General features: G+C 77.2%; 19 protein-coding genes and 1 pseudogene. 11 read left to right on the top strand and 9 right to left on the bottom strand.

Annotation, left to right across the window (positions count from 1 at the left end; translation table 11 throughout):
- Positions 1-7 precede the first annotated feature (7 nt).
- The 4 genes and pseudogenes from MUK52_RS30070 to MUK52_RS30055 all read left to right on the top strand — a co-directional run.
- A pseudogene (locus MUK52_RS30070) lies at positions 8-814 on the top strand (DUF4140 domain-containing protein); the annotation flags it as partial.
- Positions 815-1,382: 568 nt separating this feature from the next.
- A complete protein-coding gene (locus MUK52_RS33335; RefSeq protein ID WP_502963638.1) occupies positions 1,383-2,108 on the top strand; it encodes a DUF4139 domain-containing protein in 726 nt (241 codons plus the stop codon).
- 8 nt (positions 2,109-2,116) lie between these two features.
- Positions 2,117-3,718: a mucoidy inhibitor MuiA family protein gene (locus MUK52_RS30060; RefSeq protein WP_114056024.1), complete on the top strand. Its 1,602-nt coding sequence runs from the start codon at positions 2,117-2,119 to the stop codon at positions 3,716-3,718.
- A gap of 123 nt (positions 3,719-3,841) precedes the next feature.
- Positions 3,842-4,573: a hypothetical protein gene (locus MUK52_RS30055; RefSeq protein WP_284581518.1), complete on the top strand. Its 732-nt coding sequence runs from the start codon at positions 3,842-3,844 to the stop codon at positions 4,571-4,573.
- 49 nt (positions 4,574-4,622) lie between these two features.
- On the opposite strand, the gene MUK52_RS30050 is transcribed toward MUK52_RS30055, so the two are convergent.
- Positions 4,623-5,267: a dihydrofolate reductase family protein gene (locus MUK52_RS30050; RefSeq protein ID WP_114056026.1), complete on the bottom strand. Its 645-nt coding sequence runs from the start codon at positions 5,265-5,267 to the stop codon at positions 4,623-4,625.
- Positions 5,268-5,489: 222 nt separating this feature from the next.
- Here MUK52_RS30050 and MUK52_RS30045 point away from each other — a divergent pair, with 222 nt between their 5' ends.
- Positions 5,490-5,858, top strand: a complete 369-nt coding sequence (locus MUK52_RS30045; RefSeq protein ID WP_162793239.1) for a DUF6233 domain-containing protein — start codon at positions 5,490-5,492, stop codon at positions 5,856-5,858.
- 49 nt (positions 5,859-5,907) lie between these two features.
- Here the strand turns inward: MUK52_RS30045 and MUK52_RS30040 are convergent, their stop codons facing one another.
- The 3 genes from MUK52_RS30040 to MUK52_RS30030 all read right to left on the bottom strand — a co-directional run bounded on the left by MUK52_RS30040 (position 5,908) and on the right by MUK52_RS30030 (position 11,310).
- A complete protein-coding gene (locus MUK52_RS30040; protein ID WP_284581517.1) occupies positions 5,908-7,113 on the bottom strand; it encodes an FAD-dependent oxidoreductase in 1,206 nt (401 codons plus the stop codon).
- 191 nt (positions 7,114-7,304) lie between these two features.
- Entirely contained in the window at positions 7,305-8,252 is a 948-nt protein-coding gene (locus MUK52_RS30035) for an NmrA/HSCARG family protein (protein ID WP_114056029.1), read from the bottom strand.
- A gap of 184 nt (positions 8,253-8,436) precedes the next feature.
- Positions 8,437-11,310: an ATP-binding protein gene (locus tag MUK52_RS30030; RefSeq protein WP_284581516.1), complete on the bottom strand. Its 2,874-nt coding sequence runs from the start codon at positions 11,308-11,310 to the stop codon at positions 8,437-8,439.
- Between the two features lie 206 nt (positions 11,311-11,516).
- On the opposite strand from MUK52_RS30030, the gene MUK52_RS30025 reads away from it, so the two are divergent.
- On the top strand, positions 11,517-11,876 hold the full coding sequence (locus MUK52_RS30025) for a VOC family protein (protein ID WP_284581515.1): 360 nt from the start codon (positions 11,517-11,519) through the stop codon (positions 11,874-11,876).
- 87 nt (positions 11,877-11,963) lie between these two features.
- Entirely contained in the window at positions 11,964-12,416 is a 453-nt protein-coding gene (locus MUK52_RS30020; protein ID WP_284581514.1) for an iron chaperone, read from the top strand.
- A gap of 150 nt (positions 12,417-12,566) precedes the next feature.
- On the opposite strand, the gene MUK52_RS30015 is transcribed toward MUK52_RS30020, so the two are convergent.
- Both MUK52_RS30015 and MUK52_RS30010 read right to left on the bottom strand, forming a co-directional pair.
- A complete protein-coding gene (locus tag MUK52_RS30015; protein ID WP_281277937.1) occupies positions 12,567-12,698 on the bottom strand; it encodes a hypothetical protein in 132 nt (43 codons plus the stop codon).
- Positions 12,699-12,798: 100 nt separating this feature from the next.
- Positions 12,799-13,674 carry a helix-turn-helix domain-containing protein gene (locus MUK52_RS30010; RefSeq protein WP_114056033.1) on the bottom strand — a complete coding sequence of 292 codons (876 nt, stop codon included), beginning with the start codon at positions 13,672-13,674 and terminating at the stop codon, positions 12,799-12,801.
- A gap of 179 nt (positions 13,675-13,853) precedes the next feature.
- Here MUK52_RS30010 and MUK52_RS30005 point away from each other — a divergent pair, with 179 nt between their 5' ends.
- Complete coding sequence (locus MUK52_RS30005) at positions 13,854-14,936, top strand: lactonase family protein (RefSeq protein WP_284581513.1); 1,083 nt, start codon at positions 13,854-13,856, stop codon at positions 14,934-14,936.
- A 347-nt stretch (positions 14,937-15,283) separates the two neighbouring features.
- A complete protein-coding gene (locus MUK52_RS30000) occupies positions 15,284-15,772 on the top strand; it encodes a lamin tail domain-containing protein (RefSeq protein ID WP_114056035.1) in 489 nt (162 codons plus the stop codon).
- Positions 15,773-15,869: 97 nt separating this feature from the next.
- Here MUK52_RS30000 and MUK52_RS29995 read toward each other — a convergent pair whose 3' ends face one another.
- The 3 genes from MUK52_RS29995 to MUK52_RS29985 all read right to left on the bottom strand — a co-directional run bounded on the left by MUK52_RS29995 (position 15,870) and on the right by MUK52_RS29985 (position 18,156).
- Entirely contained in the window at positions 15,870-16,949 is a 1,080-nt protein-coding gene (locus tag MUK52_RS29995) for an RNA ligase family protein (RefSeq protein WP_284581512.1), read from the bottom strand.
- Between the two features lie 109 nt (positions 16,950-17,058).
- On the bottom strand, positions 17,059-17,427 hold the full coding sequence (locus tag MUK52_RS29990) for a hypothetical protein (protein ID WP_162793241.1): 369 nt from the start codon (positions 17,425-17,427) through the stop codon (positions 17,059-17,061).
- A 60-nt stretch (positions 17,428-17,487) separates the two neighbouring features.
- Positions 17,488-18,156, bottom strand: coding sequence for a type III effector protein (locus MUK52_RS29985; protein WP_114056038.1), 669 nt, complete (start codon positions 18,154-18,156; stop codon positions 17,488-17,490).
- A 177-nt stretch (positions 18,157-18,333) separates the two neighbouring features.
- Between MUK52_RS29985 and MUK52_RS29980 the strand changes: the two genes are divergently transcribed.
- Complete coding sequence (locus MUK52_RS29980; protein ID WP_114056039.1) at positions 18,334-18,762, top strand: Hsp20/alpha crystallin family protein; 429 nt, start codon at positions 18,334-18,336, stop codon at positions 18,760-18,762.
- 51 nt (positions 18,763-18,813) lie between these two features.
- The gene (locus MUK52_RS29975; protein WP_114056040.1) at positions 18,814-19,209 is read left to right on the top strand and encodes a DUF2267 domain-containing protein; all 396 of its coding nucleotides are present in this window, start codon (positions 18,814-18,816) and stop codon (positions 19,207-19,209) included.
- The last annotated feature ends 123 nt before the right edge of the window (positions 19,210-19,332 follow it).

Below are 19,332 nucleotides of genomic sequence, written 5' to 3'. Positions count from 1 at the left end.
AGCACGCATGACGGCTCGGACTGCACGGTGGGAATCGGCCCTGGATTCCGTCGTGGTGTACGCACAGGGCGCACTGTGCCGCCGGCTCGCCCGCGGCACCGTACCGCCGGACGGACGGCTGCGGGTGACGGGCCTGCCGCGCTCCCTGGATCCCGGCTCGCTGCGGGCCCGTGTCCTCGGCTCGCCCGGCGTCCGCGTCGTGGAGGCGCGGGTCGAGGTCGAGGCCGAGCCTTCCGGCCCGCGCGCGCCGCACGGGTTGCGGAGCGAGGTCGAGCGGCTGCGCGACCGGTATGCGGCGGTGCAGGCCCGCCGGGACCGGCAGCTGACGCTGATCGAGGAGGCAGGCGGCCTGCACCCGGCGCCGCCGGCCCGCCCCCGCGAGGACGCGCCGCGCCGGACGCCCGTCGAGGCGTGGCTGGAGCTCGCCGACTTCGTGGACCGGCGGCTGGCCGCCCTCCAGACGCGGCTGGCGGAGCTGGAGGGGGAACTGCTGCGCGCCGGGCACGAGCTGGCCGTCGCCGAGGACCGGCTCGCCCGCGCCTCCGGCGACGCGCCGCAGGTGCACGTGGACACCACCGTCTGCGCGGTCCTCACCCTGGCCGGCACCGGCGCGCCCGGGACGGACACCGGGGAGGACGCCGGCTCCGAGGTCGAACTGGAGGTGGAGTACGGGGTTCCGGGCGCGGTCTGGGTGCCCGCGTACCGCCTCGCCCACCGGCAGGGCGACGACACGGGCCGGCTGGTGCTGCGCGCCTCGGTCGCCCAGCGCACCGGCGAGGACTGGAACGGCGTACGCATCGCCCTGGCCACCTCGGACCTGCGGCGCCGCACCGACCTGCCCAGGCTCCACTCGGTCCGGATCGGGCGCCGCCAGCCCGCCCCTGCCCCGTCCGGCTGGCGCGAGCCGCCGGCGGGGCTCGCCGACCTGTTCGCCGGGTACGCGGGCGCGGGCCCACGGCCGGGCCCGCCAGCCCCCGCACCCGCGGCTCCGCGGCCCGGCGCGGCCGCCGACCCCGTACCCCCGCTGCCGCCGCCCGCGATGCCGGTGCAGCCGGCGCCGCAGGCGTACGGGGCGCCGCCGCCCGCGATGCCCGCCCCGGCTGCCCTGGCCGCCCCGGCCGCGCCCGCTCCGCCCGGCTTCGGCGGCGGGGCCCCGGGTTCGCGCCGCAGGTCCCGGCGCGGCCGGCCGCGCGGCGGTCACGCAGCGGGCCCCGGCGGCCCCGGGCGGACTTCCGCCGGGCGCACCCGCCGCACCGCCCGCGCCGGTCGGCCCGCCGCGGCCGAGCGGCGCCGAACTCGACTACCGCGCCCTCGTCCTCGCCGGTCCCGAGGACCAGGCCGCCCGCCGGGGCCGCCTGTTTCCCGGCGCCCCCTCGGACCCGGTGGGCGCCGAGCACCGCCGGCGCGCCGAGGCGGTGGCCGCGCTGCCGCTGCCCGGGCACGCCGTACGGCCCCGCGAGTCGGCCGGCTCGTTCGACCACCGCTTCGACGCCGCCGCCCGCGCCGACGTCCCCTCCGACGGCACCTGGCACACCGTCACCGTCGGCGAGGTCCCGCTGGGGCTGCGCACCGAGTACCTCTGCGTGCCGTCGGTCGAGCAGACCGTGTACGCGACGCTGGTGCTCTCCAACGCCACCGGCCAGGCGCTGCTGGCGGGGCCGGTGGAGGTCACCGTCGACGACGAGTTCCTGCTGACCGCCGCGCTGCCGACGCTCGCGCCGGGCGCCGTCTCCCGGCTGGGCCTCGGCCCCGCCGAGGGCGTCCGGGTCGCGCGGCGCACGAACCTGCACGAGTCGGCGGCCGGGCTGCGGGGCGGTACCACCGTCCTGGACCACCGCGTCCACGTGGAGCTGGCGAACCGGCTCTCCCGGCCCGTCACCGTCGAGGTCCGCGAGCGGGTGCCGGTCACCTCCGACGCGGACGTCCGGATCGAGGAGCGGGCCGACTGGACGGCCCCCGAGGCCGGCGCCGGACCGGAGCACCATGCTCCGGGCACCCGCATCTGGCGGGTGGAGCTGCCCGCCGGCGGCGCCACCGCGCTGGAGGGCCGCTTCGAGATCCGCATCCCGGCCGCAAAGGCCCTCGTCGGCGGCAACCGCAGGAGCTGACACACGCCATGCCACACGACACGCCCCGCGCCACCTCGCGCACCGCCTCCCCCGCCGCGGCCGGGGAGCCGATCGCCCTTCCGGTCACCGCCGTCACCTGCCTGGAGGACCGCGCCCACGTCGAGCGCACCGCAGTCCTCGACCTCGAAGCCGGGGTGCAGCGCCTCCGCCTCGGGCCGGTCAGCGCGCTGGCCGTCGACCGCACCCTGCACGCCGAGCTGGACGCCGGCCTGCCGGCCGCCGTCCTGGACGTGCGGATCGTCCGTACGTGGACGCCCCGCGGGCCGCTGCCGTCCGCCGACGACTCGGCACTGCGGCAGCACCTGCACGCCCTCGAAGCGGAGCAGGTCTCGGTGCAGCACCGGCGGGACCGGCTGGACGTCCGCCTCGGCCTGCTCGGCAGGCTCGCCGACCGGCTGCTGCGGGAGATCCGCGAAAGCGCCGGCGCCGGCGAGAGCGACCCGGACCGCTGGGCGCGGGAACTGGACCGGCTCGACGCCGAACGCGACACGTACGGCGAGCAGCTGCGCACCGCGCAGGCGCGGCTGGCCGCCCTCGACGCGGAACTCGCGGACGTCCGGCGGGGCCTGGCCGCCGCCGAGGGGCAGCCGGCCGACCTGGTGGCGCACGTCGAGGTGACCGTCCGGGCCTCGGCGGCCGGGCCGGCCCGGCTGCGGCTCGGCCACCTCACGGCCTGCGCGCTGTGGCGGCCCGTCTACCGGGCCGTGCTCGACGGCGGCTCGCTGACGCTGGAGAGCGACGCCATGGTGTGGCAGCGCACCGGGGAGGACTGGTCGGGCGTGCGCCTGACCCTGTCGACGGCCCGGTCGGCGCTGGCCACCGAACCGCCCCGGCTCGGCGAGGACCGGCTGGCGCTCACCGAGCGGACCGCCGCCGAACGCCGCACGGTCGACGTCGAGCTGCGCGAGGAGGAGGTCGCGGAGCTCGGCCCGGCACCGGTGTCGGGCCTGCCGGGCGTGGACGACGGCGGCGAGACGCGCGTTTTCGCCGCCCCCGGCCCCGTCTCGGTGCCGTCGGACGGACGCGCCCACCGGGTGCCGCTGTCGTCCTTCACCGCGGACGCGGCCGCCGAGTACGCGGCCACGCCCGAGCTGTCGCCGCTGGTGGCGCAGGTGGTGCGGGTTCCGAACCGGTCCGGGCACGCCCTGCTGGCCGGGCCGGTGGACCTGGTCCGCGGCAGCGGTTTCAGCGGCCGGGGCACCCTGGAGTTCACGGCGCCCGGCGCCACCGCCGAACTCGCCTTCGGCAGCTGCGACGACCTGCGGGTGGTGCGGCAGGCCGACGAGTCCCGCGAAACGGGCGGGATCATGCAGCGGACGGTGGTCACGCGAACGGTGCGGCTGCACCTGTCCCGGTTCTCGGCCCCCGGCGAGGAGGGCGAGCGGACCGTCGCCGTCCGCGAGCGGATCCCGGTCTCGGAGATCTCGGCGGTGGAGGTGCGCCTGCGCAAGGAGGCCTGCTCCCCGGCCCCGGACGCGGTCGACGCCGACGGCATTGCCCGCTGGGACATCGCCCTCCCGCCGGGCGGCCGCCGCAGCATCACCCTGGCGTACGAGGTGTCGGCGGGCGCGAAGGTCGCCGGCCTCTGACCGTACGGGCGCCGTGTGCGGCGCGGGTGCGCGCCGCCGGGAGCCCGGTGCCCGCAGGTGCCGGAATGCGCCGGTCCGCCGCATAAGCTCGCTCCGGCGCCCCCTATGACCGAGGAGGATCCGATGAACCCCGCCGGGGAAGGGCCACTGCACCTGGACGCGGTCAGCGTCCTGAACGCGAAGACGACGCTCGTCCGGCTCCTCGGCAGGGCCGGTATCCACCCCGGCGACGCCGAGGAGCTGATCGGGCTGGTCTCGGCCGGGGCGGTCGCCGTCGCGGCCGCGGAGGTCGCGGGGCGGGCGGAGGACGCCCCGACGGCAGAGGGCGGGCCCTACGCGTCCGGCTGGCTCGACGGCGCCCGCACCGTCACCGGGGCACTCGGGGGGATCGCCGAGCGGATGCTGCGCGACGCCGTCGGCGCCGACGCGCCCGGGGACCCCCTGGACGCGCGCCCGCCCGCGGGGCGGATGGAGCTGGAGCGGGCGAAGGTGGCCGTGCTGCCGCTGTACCTGTCGTTCGCCCCGGAGTCCGACCTCGACCCGGATGTCTCCGAGCCGGTCCTGACGGCCGTCCTCGGCACCATGACCACGCGGCAGCGGACCGGGTACGCGGGGCGCCTGACCGCGTTCGCCGCGGAGCACCGGGCGCGGCTTGAGCGGATGTACGCGCAGTACGGCCCGGGCAGCCCGATCGCCATCCACGGGCGGTACTCGCTGCTGCACTCCCCCACCAGCGTCGCCGTGCTGGAGCGCCTGCTGACGGAGCCGGCGGCACTGCGGGGGGAATGGGACGCCGCGGAGCTGCCGCCGGCGTGGCTGGAGGGTCTGACGACGGCCTGGGGGCCGTCGGCGTAGCGGCCCCGCACCCGGCGGCAAGGGGTGCGGAGCCGCGAGGGTGTCGGCTTCAGGCGCCGTCTGGCAGGCCGCGGTCGGGTGCGCTCATGTCGCCCGTGGCGGGGGCGCCGTCCGCCAGCCCGTAGCGCAGGTACACCGTGCCCGACGGGCCGGCCGCCGGGGGCGCGAGCAGCGTGACGTTGGCCGGCACGGCGCCCTCGCCGAACACCTTCTTCCCGACGCCGAGCACGATCGGGTGCACCCAGAGGTCGAGGCGGTCGAAGAGCCTCTCGCGCAGGAGGGTCTGCACGAGGTCCAGGCTTCCGACGACCTTGACGTGCTCGTGGCGGTCGCGGATCTCGCGCACGGCGGCGGCCAGGTCCGGGCCGAGCTGCGTGGAGCCGGCCCAGGAGAGGTCGGGGGTGCCGCGGGAGGCCACGTACTTCGGGACCCGGTTGAAGAGCTCGGCGATCGCACCGTCCTCGCCGCCCTTCTGGTGGGGCCAGTAGGCGGCGAAGATGTCGTACGTGCGCCGGCCGAGCAGGAGGGCGTCCGTGCCCTCGTACGCGGCGCCGATCTGCATGCCGGTGTCCTCGTCCAGCAGGGGTGCCTGCCAGCCGCCGAACGGGAAGCCGTCCGGGTCTTCGTCGGGGCCGCCGGGCGCCTGTCCGACGAGGTCGAGGGTCGCGAACATCGCGATGTGGATGAGGCCCATGGTGTGCTCCGGTGTGCGAGGAGTGGTGTCCGTCCCAGGGATAGACCGGCAGGCGGACGGGAACTCATCGGCGCGCCGGAGGCGCGGGTCGAGACCCGGATTCGAACAGGTTTACGATTGAGGGGTGAGTGCGTACGACCTGCCGTCTGCCGATCGCGGCCCGGGCCTCTCGGCCGTCGGCGCCGCCGCGCCGTGCGCCCCGCCCCGGCGGGGGGTGTGACGGTGGCCGGCGGGCGGGACACCGGGTGGCTGCTCCCGCCGGACCTGGCGCGGCTGAAGACCCTGGAGCGGTGGTGCGAGCTGCTGCTGGAGCTCGTCCGGGAGCGGATCGCAGAGATCGAGACCACCGCGCGGATCGCGGAGGCCGCGGCGGGCCGGCCCGTGCCCTCCCCGGTCGTCGAGTGGCAGATCCAGTACGGGATCGGCGCCTCGAACGCCCCGATGCTGATCCACACCGGCGACTGCACCCTGACCTCCGGGCGGACCCGGCCGGCGACCCGCGCCCAGGCCGTCGACGCCCTGCGCCACCCGCAGGTCGAGCCCTGCGGCGTCTGCGACGCGGGCCGGCTCCTCGGCGCCGGCGACCCCTGAGCGGCCGGTACCGGAGCAGGCCCGGGCCGGAGCGCTACCGCTCCGCCGGCTACCGGGCCGGGAGGCGGAAGCCGTTGAAGAGGTCGTCCATGCCGCGCAGGGCCAGGCGGTCCGGGACGGCGCGGACCGCGGCGTCGCGGGCCGCCGCCGCGAGGGGGTGGCGGAGGGCGCCCAGGCGGCCGACCCGGCGGGCCCGGACGCGCACGGCGTCGGTGCGGTCGCGCCGGGCCGCGGTGTACGCGGCGAGGGCGGCCCGGACGGGATCCGCGGCGCCCGCCCCCGGGGCCGGGTCCGGGGCGCCGCCCGCGGGGAGGAGGTGGGCGAGGACCACCGCGTCCTCGATGGCCTGGCAGCCGCCCTGCCCCAGGTTGGGCGCCATCGCGTGGGCGGCGTCGCCGACCCAGGCGATCCGGCCGTGGTGCAGGCGGGGCAGCGGGGCGGCCAGGTCGTGGAGGTCGTGCTGCAGGACGCCGGCCGGGTCGAGGTGCCGCACCCGGTCCAGCAGGGCGGGGATCGGGTCGTGCCAGGAGCCGAAGCGCTCCAGGAGTTCCGCGCGGGGGTCGGCCGACCGGGTGCCGGCGGGGGCGAGCGCGGTGGCGTAGAGGTAGTAGCGGCCGTCTGCCAGCGGGGTGATGCCGAACCGCTCGCCGCGCCCCCACGTCTCGCTCATGGCCCGGATGCCGAGGTCCGGGGCGTCCACGATGGTCCGCCAGGCCGTCTCGCCCAGGTAGCGGAGCCCGGGGTGGCCGGGGAAGTGGGTGCGGCGCAGGGGGCTGCGGATGCCGTCGGCGGCGACGACGAGGTCCGCGGGCAGTTCCGCGCCGCCGGCCGTGCGGACGGTGGGGCGCCGGCCCTCCGCGTCGTCCACGGCGGTCACGGCGGCCCCGTACCGGAGGACGCCGGGCGGGAGCGCGGCGGCCAGGGCGGCCGTGAAGGCCGGGCGGGGGACGGCGATCGGGGCCGTGCCGTAGCGGGCCGTCATCTCGGCGGTGCCGGCCCCGGTCAGCCGGCGGCCGTCGGCGCGGCGGACGCCCATCGTGTCGGGTATCGCGCTGCCGGCCGCGCGGGCCGCGTCGACGCCTATGGCGTCGAGGGCGCGCAGCGCGTTGGGGGCCAGGCCGATGCCCGCGCCGGCGGCGGGCGGTTCGGGGGCGCGTTCGCAGACGGTGACGTCCCACCCGCGGCGGTGCAGGGCGATGGCCGCGGTGAGGCCGCCGATTCCGGCTCCGACCACCACGGCGCGGCGTATCGGCATGGGACGCCGTCCGCCCGGAAGTCCGGCGGCGGCCGGCGGACCGGCGCCCCTTCGGCCTGCCATGGTCCCCCCGCCGCAGATCACGCGGACCCGCCACGCGGATCACACCCGTTCGGCAGATTATGGCACCTGCGGGACAGGGGCGGTGATCGCGCTGACCGGCCGTGTGGGAGGGGGCAGGGGGGCCGCGGTCAGGACAGGTCGAACTGCGCGCGGTGTGCGGTCACCCAGGTACGGAAGTCCTGCAGGCCGGGGTGGAGGGCGCGGACGGCGGCCAGGTCGCGGGCGGCGGTGAAGGCGTGCTCGCAGTCGGCGTAGTACTGGAACATGTTGCCCGCCTCGTCGGCGCCGGGGAACCCGAGCGCCCGGAAGGCGTCAGGGGTGAGCGGCCGGTAGCGGAAGGGCTGCCCGAGCACGTCGGTCATCGTGGCGGCCATCTCGGCGACGGTCAGGTGCTCGCCAGCGATGCTGACCGTGGCGGCGATGAAGTCGGTGCCGCCCTTGAAGACGGCCAGGGCGGTCTTGCCGATGTCGTCGACGGCGATACCGGAGAGGCGGCTGTCGCCCATGGGGTAGACGAGTTCGAAGGTGCCGTCCTCGCCGCGCTGCGGGGCGAACATCGACAGCAGGTTCTCCCAGTAGAACGTGGTCCGCAGGAAGGTGGTGGGGACGCCGTCGTCGGTGAAGAAGTGGTCCGCCTCCGCCTTGGCGTCGAAGTGCGGGACGTTGTACGAGCCTTGCAGCGTCGGCATCCGGCCGTCGCCGAGCGGGATGCACTCGCGGGTGTCCTCCAGCGTGGACCAGACCGCGTGCTGGATGCCGGCGTGTCCGGCCGCCCGGGAGAGTGCCTGGGCCTGTTCCTTCTCGTGGGCCGCGCTCATGTGCTCCCAGAAGTTGGTCACCATGAAGGCCCCGTAGGCGCCGTCGAGGGCGGACCGCAGGCTGGCTTCGTCGTCGAGGTCGGCCCGGACGACCTCGGCGCCGAGCTGTTCCAGCTCCCTGGCGCGGCCGGAGTCGGGGTGGCGGGTCACGGCGCGGACGGCGAAGGCGCCGTCCGCGTCCGCCAGGGCGGCCCGGGCCAGTGCACCGCCCTGCTGCCCCGTCGCGCCGAACACGGTGATGGTCCGCCTGCCGTCCATCGCCAGCACCTCTTCCCTGCCGCAGCCACCCTCGGAACCTGGAAGCGAAACCTACGGTCGGGCGGCCCCGCAGCCCCGGCGCACACGCCGCCGTGTGGTCCGTTCCGGTGACGTCAGCGGGCGGGCGGGCGGTGCCGGCGTGCCGCCCACCGCAGCCGCCGGCGCGCGCCGGCCGGCCTCCGGGTCAGTGCGCCGCGGCGGGTCCGGCGGGCCCGGGCCGCAGACCGAGGGCGTCGAGCGCGGCGGCGCCGGCAGCGGCATGCCGTCCTCCGGCGAGCAGGAGGGTGCGCGCCGCCTGGTAGGGGCAGCCTGCGGCGGTGAAGGCGTCCGCGGTGGCGAGCAGCCGCTGCCGGTCGCCGTCGAGGAGGGCCTGGGCGCGGTCCGCGAGGGCGGTCGCGACGGGGTTGCCGGTGACGAGGTCCCGGGCGGCGGCGGTGCGGGCCGCGGCTGCGGGGTGTCCGGCGAGGACGGCCGCCTCGGCCCGGAGCGCCGCGTACCAGTGCAGCCAGACCCAGCAGACCCACTTCCACACGGATTCGGGTTCGGGCGCGGTCCGTTCGAGGGCGGCGGCCGGGTCGCCGTGGTGGAGCAGGACGATGCTGTCGAAGACGGCTCCGTGGCCGTGCCGGTGGTCGTCCTCGGCGCCGGCCCGGTCGGCTGTGGCGAGCCATGCGGCGCGGGCGTCGCGGTCTGCGCGCAGTCCGTGGACCATGGCGACGGCGGCGGCGGCCGGGCCGAGGGAGAAGGAGCGCTGCCGGCCGGCCCGTTCCCAGGCGTCGAGGAAGCGGGGGCTGGTGGCGAGGACGTCGTCGGCCCGGCCGGCCAGCGCGTCGGCGACGAGCAGCCAGGAGGTGGCGTGGTCGCCGACCTCGGCGAGGAGGGGTCGGCCGGCGAGGCGCTCGCCCCAGGCGCGGGCCTGCGTCAGTTCGCCGGTGCCGACGGCGGTGGCGGCGGCCATCGCGAGGGCGTCGACGAGTTCGTGCGTGGCGGCGGGTGTGGCGGCGCCGGACCGGTCCAGGAGGCCGAGGCGGTGCCGGGCGGCGGCCGCGGCGGCGAAGGGGTCGCCCGCCCAGCTCTGCGCGCCGGACAGCGCGTCGAGGGCGGCGGACCGGGCGGCGCCGTCGCCCGCGCGGAGGGCCAGGTCGACGGCCCGCTCGGCGGCGGCGACGGTGTCCGCCGCGCTGTTGTCGGCGTCCCCCTGGACGGCGCCGAAGGCGTCGGCGACCACGGCCGCCTCGGCGAGCGCCACGGCCGCCTCGGCGGCCGGGTCCCCGCAGGCGGCGGCCTGCTCGCGGGCTTCGCCGAGCAGCGCCCGGGCCTCCGAGGCGGCCGGGATCTCTGCGAACGTGCTGGAGAAGCGGTAGGCGACGGTGGCTGCTGTGGCCAGGTCGCGGGCGGCCGCGGCGGGGTCCCCGGCGCGGCGGGCCGCTTCGCCGGCGGCCCGGTGCAGCCGGTACATGTCGTCGCCCAGCCTGCGGCACCCGGCGACTCCGGCGGCCTGGCGCAGGGCGGCGGCCGCGTCCGTGTCGTGGGCTGCGAGCCCGGCCGCCTGCTCGTGGCGCTGCTGGGCCTCGCCGAGCAGGTTCCGCGCGAAGGCCGAGGATGCGAGGGCGCACGCGAGGCGGTGGGCGTCGGCGCGGTGCTCCGGCAGGCCGGCGGCCCAGGCGAGGGCTGCCCTGAGGTCGTCGGCTGCGGCGTCGAAGCGGACCCGCCACGCCGCGCCGCCCCGCGGGCCGGGGTCGGGGCCTCCGGCGACCGCGGCGTCCTCGGCGAGGGCGGCCGCGGCGTCCTCGGCGAGGGCGGCCGCGGCGTCCAGGCACCAGGCCAGGTGGCGGCCGCGTACGCCGCCGAGCTCACCGGTGCCGGCGAGCAGCTCGGTCCCGTACTGGCGGATGGTCTCCAGGGCGTGGTAGCGGGTTCCGCCCGGGGCGGCCGTCACGGTGAGCAGGCTCTGTTCGGCGAGCCTGCCGAGCCCGTCGGCCACGGCCGCCGCATCCAGCGGGGCGAAGCCCGCCACGTCGGCCGCGGCCTGCGCCGTGAACGGCACGGCGAACACGGACACGCGCCGCAGCAGGGCCCGGTCCTCCGGGGTGAGCAGGTCGTGGCTCCAGTCGAGTACGGCCCGCACGGACCGGTGCCGGCCGTCGGCGCGGGGCCCGCCGGCGAGGATGCGCAGCTGGTCGGAGAGACCGGCCGTGAGGCCGTCGAGGCCCAGGGTGGACCAGCGCGCTGCGGCCAGTTCGATCGCCAGGGCCATGCCGTCGAGGCGCTCGCACAGGGCCGTCACGTGGCCGTACTCCGCCGGATCGGGGGCCCGGCCGACCGCCGCCGCCCGCTCCAGGAACAGGGCGGCCGCCTCCGACCGGCCGCCGCCGACGCGGGACAGCGGCGGGACGGGGAACACCCGCTCGAAGGGGACCATGAGCCGGGCGCGGCTCGTCGCGAGTACGTGCAGGCCGGGGCAGGCGGTGAGCAGCCGTTCCAGGAAGGGGGCGACTCCCTCGCGGACCTGCTCGCAGTTGTCCAGGACCAGCAGCGCACGGCGGTCGGCGAGGGCGGCCGGGAGGACGTCGTCGAGGCTGCGGCCCGGCTGCTCGCCCACACCGGTGGCGGCGGCGACGGCGGCTGCCACCCGCCCTGGGTCGGTGACCGGGACGAGGTCGGCGAAGCACACGCCGTCCGGGAAGCCGCCGGCCGCCCGGGCCGCAACCGCCAGCGCGAGGCGCGTCTTTCCGACGCCGCCCGGGCCGACGGCGGTGACCAGCCGGCCCGCCGTGACGGCCTCGGCGAGCTCCGCCTGCTCCCGCGCCCTCCCGACGAACGCCGTCAGCGGGACGGGCAGCGCGGCCGCGGCGGTGCGGGGCGCCGTACCGCCGGGCGAGCGGCGGGAGAGCGCGCGGCGGTCGGGGAGCTCCAGCTTCCGCAGCAGCGAGGAGACGTGTGACTCGACCGTGCGTACGGAGATGAACAGCCGGGCGGCGATCTCCGCGTTGCTGAGGTGCTCCCCGAGCAGGTCGAGGACTTCGGCCTCGCGGGACGAGACGGCTGGAGTGGTCACCGCCCCATTATCCGATGATCTTCCGAACTCCCGGCGGGGGCGGGGGCCGTGGTGTCTGCGTGGTGCTTTCCGTGGTGCTTTCCGTGGTGAGCACGGAGGCGGTGCGTACGCCTGCCGCGGGAAGCTGGGGGCACAGCGAGAACGGGCCCGCCGGACGCACCGGACCGGGCCGATCCGATGCGATCCAGCGAACCGAAGGAGTTGCCGTGACGACCGCTTCCGACCACCAGGGCTTCCGCACCGTGCTGGTCCCCGTCTCCGACCTGGGGCAGGCCAAGGCGGTGTACACGGCCCTGCTGGGCGTCCCGCCGCAGGTCGACGCCCCCTACTACGCCGGCTTCGAGTCCTGCGGGCAGCACCTCGGGCTGCTGCCGGCCGGCGGGCCGCAGGGCCTGACCGCGCCGCTCGCCTACTGGCACGTGTCCGACATCGAGGCGAAGCTCGCCGAGCTGACCGCGGCCGGCGCGACCGTGAAGGACCCGGTCGGCGACGTCGGCGGCGGCCGCCTGACGGCCACCGTGATCGACCCCGACGGCAACCTCGTCGGCCTCCTCCAGGACCGCTGAGCCCGCGCCGCGCCGCGCGGCCGCACCGCCCGTCCGCACCTCCAAGACCCCGCCGAGACCCCGCCGAGACCCCAGGAGCCTTACCCCATGAGCACCGCCGAGAGCAGCACGTACGCCGGTTTCACCGCCGAGGAGCGGGCCGCGATGCGCGACCACGCGCAGGAGGTGAAGAAGGCCGCCCGGCGCGGCTCGGCCGCGGAGAAGGCCGCGGCCGCCGAACGCGATGTCCTCGCGAAGATCGCCGACATGCAGGAGTCGGACCGGGTGATGGCCGAGCGCGTGCACGCCGTCGTCCGGGCGCACGCACCGGAGCTCGCCCCGAAGCTGTGGTACGGCATGCCCGCCTACGCCCGGGACGGCAAGGTCGTCTGCTTCTTCCAGAGCGCCGAGAAGTTCAAGGCGCGCTACGCCACCCTCGGCTTCAGCGATCTGGCCGCCCTGGACGACGGCCCCATGTGGGCGGCCGGCTTCGCCCTCACCGAGGTGACGGACGAGGTGGAGGAGCGGATTGCCGCCCTCGTGGGGCGGGCGGCCGGCTGACCTGCACACGGCACGCGGTGAAGGGGTGGAGGGCGGGCGTCCTGGGCGGGTGCCACCCGTTCGGCCACGGCCCTCGCATGCGCTGCACGGCAGCGGGGCCGGGGCGGGGTCCGCTCCCCCGTGGCGGACCGCGCCCCGGCCCCGGGGCCGTCAGCGGCGTTCCGTGCCGCCGCCCCCGCCGCCTTCGCGGCGCCTGCGGCTGCGGCGTCCGAGGGCGCCGGCCGCTCCGACCAGCGCACCCGTGAGCGCGCCCGCGACGAGGATGCGCAGCAGCTCTTCCATCGACCACTCCCTGGTTCCGCGGGCCGGGTGCCCGTTCGGCGATGCATGGGGACACTAGCGGCGGCGGAGACGGCCTGGCTTGGACGAATTTGACCTCGCCTCAGAGGGTGAGCGCCCCTTCCGCGAGCCGGGCCCCGGCCATCCGGCCGGGGGTGGTGTCGGCCAGGGCGCGGAACTCTCGGTTCAGGTGGGCCTGGTCGTAGTAGCCGCATGCGGCGGTCACGTCGGCGGGGGTGACGTGCTCGCTGGTGAGCAGGCGCACGGCCCGCCGGAAGCGAAGTACGCGCGCGGACGCCTTCGGTGTGAGGCCGACCTGCTGGGTGAAGCGGCGGACCAGATGCCCCTGGCTCCAGCCCACTTCGGCGGCGATCCGGCCGATCGGGACCGTGCCGCCGGTGCGGCGCAGCAGCCGCCACGCCTGGACGACCTCCGGGGCGGGCACCGGGCCGCTGTCGAGCCGCGCGGTCAACGCGGCGTCCAGCAGGTCGAACCGGGTCGTCCAACTGCGGGTGGCGGCCATCCGGTCCACCAGGAGCCGTGCCGACGGCCCGAGGATGTCGCCGAGTCCGACGGCCCTGTTGGTCAGCTCCCCCATGGGCAGGGCGAACAGCCGGTAGGCGCCGAGCGGGGTCAGTTCCAGGCGGATCGCCTCCTGCCCGCCGGGGTGGTCGCAGACGCGGGGACCGTCCTCCAGGCCCACCACGAGCGCGCCGGTGGCCTGGCCGGTCAGGCCCGTGTCGTCCGCGAGCCGCCGCACCTGGGCGAACGGCTCGCCGAGGTTGATCAGCACCACGGCGCGGCCGGTCGGTACGAGCCGCACCCGGTAGGGCGTGGCCGCCGCCTCCCAGTAGCCGGCGTAGCTGTGCAGGAAGGGCCTCAGGTGGGCGGGCCACGGCCGGGTCACCCGCCATCGGCCGCCCGTACGGGTCATCCGTACGCCGTGGCCGTCCGCCCTCGTCGCCCCGGTCACCGGCATGCACGCCCTCCCTCTGCCTGCCGGGCCCCCGCCCCCGTCCGGTCGGTGCGGCCCGGCCCGAGCCCCCGATCGGCTTCAGGATTCCAGACGCGCCGGAGGGCCGGCGAAAGATCCGGACATCCCTATTGTCCTGTTATCGTCCTTCTCGGCTCCCACAGGGCGGCGGGAAGGACACCTCGGTGGACGGCGGCGCGAGCACCACGGACCAGGGCGACCGGCCGCGCGGACCGCGCGCCTACATCGGGTCGTTCACCACGGGCGGCGGCCACGGCATCACGACCGCCGCGGTGGATCCCGCCACGGGGGCGCTGACTCCCCTCGCCGCCGCGAACGGGATCGTGAACCCGGCCTGCCTGGCGCTCGGCGGCGGGGGGCGGTTCCTGTATGCGGTGAGCGACAGCGACGACGGCGAGGGCGTCGTCGCGGCATACCGGACCGCGGCCGACGGGCTCGTCCCGGTCGGCCGGCCGGCACCGGTCGGCGGGCGCGGGCCCACCCACCTGGGCCTGGCCGGCGGCCGGCTGCTGACCGCCCACTACGCCTCCGGCAGCGTGAGCAGCCTCCGTCTCGGCGCGGACGGCAGCCCCGCCGGGGACCTGTGCGTCCTCGCCCATGAGGGCGCGGGCCCCGACCCGGACCGGCAGACCGGCCCGCACGCCCACCAGGTGCTGGCCGACCCGTCGGGCCGCTGGATCCTCAGCGTCGACCTCGGCACCGACTCCGTACGCGTCTGCGCCCTCGACCCTGCGACGGGCGCGCTGCGCCTGCACGCGGAGACGGCCCTTCCGGCCGGGAGCGGGCCGCGCCACCTGGTGTTCGCCCCGGGCGGGGGCACCGCGTACGTCGTGCACGAACTGGAGCCTCTCCTGACGGTCTGCCGCTGGGACGCGGCGACAGGCAGGCTCGATCCCGCCGGCGGGGTGCCGCTGGCCTCGCCGGAGGCGGCGGGCGTACGCGAGTACCCCTCGGTGGGCCTGGTGTCGGGCGACGGGCGGTTCCTGCGGGTGGCGGTCCGCGGCAGCAACGTGCTCCACACGTTCGCCCTGTCCGGGGACGCGGGGGAGCCACGGCACGTGCAGACGCTGCCGTGCGGCGGGAGTTGGCCGCGCGACCTCGCGGCCGACCCGTCGGGGCGGCGCGTCTACGTCTCCAACGAGTGGTCGGGGGACGTCACGTGGTTCGAGGCCGACTCCCGGACCGGGCGGCTGAGCCGCTCCGGGCAGGTGGAGGTCCCGGCAGCCGCCTGCGTCGTGTTCGCCTGACACCCGGCGGCGCCCGCCGCCGACGCGGGCAGGCTGTTACGAGACGCCCCGCCCGTTCGGCGTACGCGGCCACGCGGCCGGGCATCCGGCCGCCGAGCCCGGAGGCCAAGCGGCGCACGGGCCGTCACGGGGCCGCACCCCCGCGCCCGTCACACGCCGTTGACCCCTGTCCGTTACACGGGAGTGTTACGGAATTGTCCGCATGGGGAAACACGCGCCCGAGATGCGGCGTTCGGCGGTGCGGGGGCGCCAGAGTGTGGCGCCTCGGCACGATGCCGGGAACCGCACGGAGTCCGGCCGGCGCGATGGCGTCCCGTCCGGGCTCGCCTCTCGAAGGAGTCACCCCCATGTCTGCTTCCCTCCCCACCCGCCGCCTGCTCGCCGCGGTCCTCGCCGCCGGATCCCTGGTCGGCGCGACCGCGCTGCCGGCCGCCGCCCACGACGACGACCGGCGCGACCGCCGTGCGGCCCGCTACTCCGCCCTCGCCATCGGCGACGTTCAGCACGAGAGCCTCACCCGCACCCGCGGCCGCACCGTGAACGACCTGAACCGCGAGTGGGTCGAGGTGCGGAACAACGGCCGGCAGGCCGTGGAGCTGCGCGGGTTCACCCTCACCGACCGCGAGGGCAACCGCTACCGCTTCGACCGCCTCCGCCTCGACGGCCGTTCCAGTGTCCGGGTCCACACCGGTCAGGGCCGCGACACGCGCACCGACGTCTACCAGGACAGCCGCCGCGAGATCTGGGACGAGCGCGACACCGCCACGCTGCGCGACGCCCGCGGGAACATCGTCGACACCCAGTCGTGGGGCGGCCGCGAGGGCCGCCGCCGCTGACCTCTGACGCCCTGCCGCCGGTGCTGCCCGGTCCGGCGGAGTCCGCGGCCGGAAGCGGGACACGGCGGTCGTCCGAGTGCCGGAGGGCGCCGTCCGGTCAGGGCCGCCGGCGGCGGTCGGCCGCGTCGAAGCGGGCGAGGGCGAGCGCCCCGGGGTGCAGTGAGCGCTCCAGGGCAGCGGCCAGGGCGCCGTCGAGGCCGCCGACGGAGTCGGCGAGGTCCAGGGCGGCGTCGCGGGCGATCTCCGCGGCGACCTCCCCGGCCGGGGTGCGCGGGCCCAGTTTGCCGACGGCGGCCGCGGCCCGCGCCGGCGTGAGGAGCGCGGCCGCCTGGGAGAGGAGCCAGCCGGGCACCCCGGCGGCGCCTTCGGGCGGCGCGGTGTAGGGGCGCGAGCCGGCGTAGCGCTGGTCCTCGGCGAAGGCCGGGTGCTTCGCCTTGGCCACCGGGCGGGCGCCCCCGCCCGTGGCGGGGTCCGGCCCGGGCACCACCCACCAGTCGCAGGCGGGCTTGACGACGATCCCCTCCGCGAGGTTGCCGGGCAGCGCGGGCAGGCCGAGGAGCGCCGGCACCCTGGTCTCGAACACCGGCGACGCCTCCTGGACCCGGGCCAGGGTGCCGCGGGCGAGGAGCGGGGCGCAGTGCAGGCCCGCGGCCGCCGCGGCCTCCCGCAGGGCGCGCTCGCCCGCCCAGCAGGTGCCGTCGCCGGTCCGGACGACGGCGTCGAACGGCAGCCAGAGCAGTCCCGGCGCATACCAGACGCCGGTCTGGACGGGCTCCGCGCCGGGGGCGTGCGGGACGTCGGGGTGCGGGTAGCGTCCGCCGGCGAGTTCCCCGTACAGGGTGACCGGGGCCGTGGGGTCCGCCCCGTAGCGGCGGCGCAGTGCGGCGGCGCACCGTCCGGCGGCGACGGCGAGGGCGGGCCAGATCCGGGCGACGCCGAAGAAGTCGTCCAGGCCGCCCTCCGCGAGCAGTTCGCGGCGCTTGGCCGGGCGGACTCCCCTCCGGTCGCAGTGCACGGCGAAGTTCGCGCCGTGGACCTTCTCCTGGGCGACCCACTCGCGGGCAGCCCGCCCCGCACCGCCGGGCCGGGCCCGGGAGGGGATCTTGGGGTAGGGCGACCAGTCGGCGTCCGGGCCGCGGGCGCCCGCCGGGGGCGTCCGCGGGGCGGACCCGTCCATCGTGGCCTCCGTGGCGTCCGTCGGGGGAAGGCCTGATCATAACGGCCGCAAGCGTCCCCGGCCGCCTGTTTTTCCGCGGGCCCGGGGGCGTGCGAGGGACGCGGCGGGGTCAGGGGGTGCCGTCGTCGTAGGTGCCGCGTTCGACCTCGAGGGCCAGGGTGCGCAGGACGTCGGTGGAGGTGAGGTCCGTACGGCCGTTGTCGTGGGCCATGGCCAGGCTGGTGAAGGCGAGGCTGAAGCCGGCGACCATGCTCTGGAGGGCCGGCCCGAGCGAGCCCGCGACCAGGCGGACGACCTCCTTCGGGGCGGCGTCGGCAGGGACGCGGACCGAGGGGAGCATCTCGTTGAGGAGCTCCGTGACGACCTGTGACTCCGCCTCGGGGACCTCGGGATCCTCGCCCGCCTCCACCGCGTGCCGGATCTCCTGGACCTCCGTCAGGATGGCGATGACCCGCTTCAGGATTTCCGCGCGTTCCATCCCAGGATCGTACCGGCGCCCCCGCGGGCGGGACATGGGGCGCGCGCCGGGAGCCTGCCGCTACTCGACGCCGTCCGCGCCCTGGCGGCGGCGGTCGCTGGCACGGCGGACGCGGTCGGTGTGCCGGTTCACGGCGTCGATGCGGTCGGCGAGCTCGGGGTGCCCGGCCCGTACGTGCGGTGCGGCCGCGCTGAGCGGGCCGAGCAGGTCGGCGGCGTCGTCGCCGGCGAGTGCGCTGCGGACCCTGCCGATCGAGGCGCTGCCCGGCCTGTCGAGGCCGGTGAGCGCGCTGACCTGGCCGGCGAGCTGGCGCAGGTCCCCCGCGTTCTGCCGGGCCCAGGTGTTGACGCTGCGCTGTGCCGCGCGGGAGTCGCGGGTGGCCTGGACGCGCTGCTCGCCCGTCGCGCCGACGGCTCCGGGACGCAGCCGCAGGTAGCGGCGCTCGGCGGCCTGCCGGCTGGCGACGCCGAGGGGGCCGGCCAGGTCGGCCCAGCTCGCGCCGGCGGCGCGGGCCGTCTCGATGAGCCCGCTCTCCCACGAGGCGAGCTGTTCGCGGACCTCGCGCAGGAGCAGCAGGGCGGCCAGGGCGGAGTCCGTGTCGCGGGGGCCGTCCGCCTCCTGGCCGTGGGCGTCCTGGACGGCCCTGCCGATCGCGTCGAGGGCGGCCGCGGCGGCCGGGAAGGAGGCCGGGGAGCCGGGCGGCCCGGCGGGCTGCTGGGGTGTGGTCACGGATACCTCCCGGGTGTGGGGACCGGTACGCGCACCGGTGGCGAGGAGACTACCCCGGCCCCCGACTCGTCATCCACAGGGTTACATCACTGCTTGTCATCGGTTGGATGACATGCTACAACGGAGGTGTCCGAAGCGCACTGGCACCGCAGCCGAGACGACCGGAGGTGTTCTTCCATGCTGATGCGCACCGACCCCTTCCGTGAGATGGACCGCCTCGCCCAGCAGCTCCTCGGCCCGGGGACGTGGTCCAGGCCGTCCGCCATGCCGATGGACGCGTACCGGGACGGCGACACGTACGTGATCGCCTTCGACATCCCGGGCGTGGCGAAGGAGGCCGTCGACATCGACGTCGAGCGGAACATGCTGACGGTCCGCGCCGAGCGCAGGCCCGCGGCCAAGTCGGACCAGGCTCAGGTGGAGCTGTCCGAGCGGCCCCTCGGGGTGTTCTCCCGGCAGGTCGTGCTGGCCGACACCCTCGACACCGAGCACATCGAGGCCGACTACGACGCGGGCGTGCTGACGCTCCGCATCCCGATCGCCGAGCGCGCCAAGCCCCGCAAGATCGCCATCGGCGACGGCTCCCGCAGGCAGATCAGCAGCTGACGGCCGGCGGCCTGCGGGCCGCCCACACCCCCGGGCCGTAAGGAGCCGGCGATGACCCTGCGATGGGACGCCTTCATCGAACGCGTCCGCGAACGCGGCGAGTACGGCAGCCGCGACGAGGCCGACCGGGCGGCGCGGGTGGTCCTCGCGCTGCTCGGCGCGCACCTGGTGGGCGAGGACCGGGCCCGGGTCGCCGCGGGCCTGCCCGAGGCCTACGCCCTGATCCTGCTCAACCCGCTGCGGGCTGCCGAACCGCTCGACCCGCAGCGGTTCGTACGGGCCACCGCGGCCTGGATCGAGGGGGCGACGGAGGCGACGGCCCGGTGGGACGTCAGCGCGGTCCTCAGCGTCGTCGCCGACAGCCTCGACGACGAGGTGCTGCGGAGGGTCCTGCTCCAACTCCCGCCGGGCTACGACCTGCTCTTCGGCCGCCCGCAGGAGGCCTGACCGGGTACCGGAGCGCCGGTCCCGCCGCCTCGGCCGGGCAACCGCCGCCGGGCAACCGCCGCCGCCGGGGCGGCGCGTCACCCGTTCGCCCCGCCGCCCGCGGCCGCGGGCGGCAGCGGCGGC

This window comes from Streptomyces sp. 2P-4 (assembly GCF_030167965.1).
Classification (GTDB): domain Bacteria; phylum Actinomycetota; class Actinomycetes; order Streptomycetales; family Streptomycetaceae; genus Streptomyces; species Streptomyces globosus_A.
The sequence above is the reverse complement of the archived record's forward strand: the minus strand, read 5'-3'. Positions and strand labels throughout refer to the sequence as shown.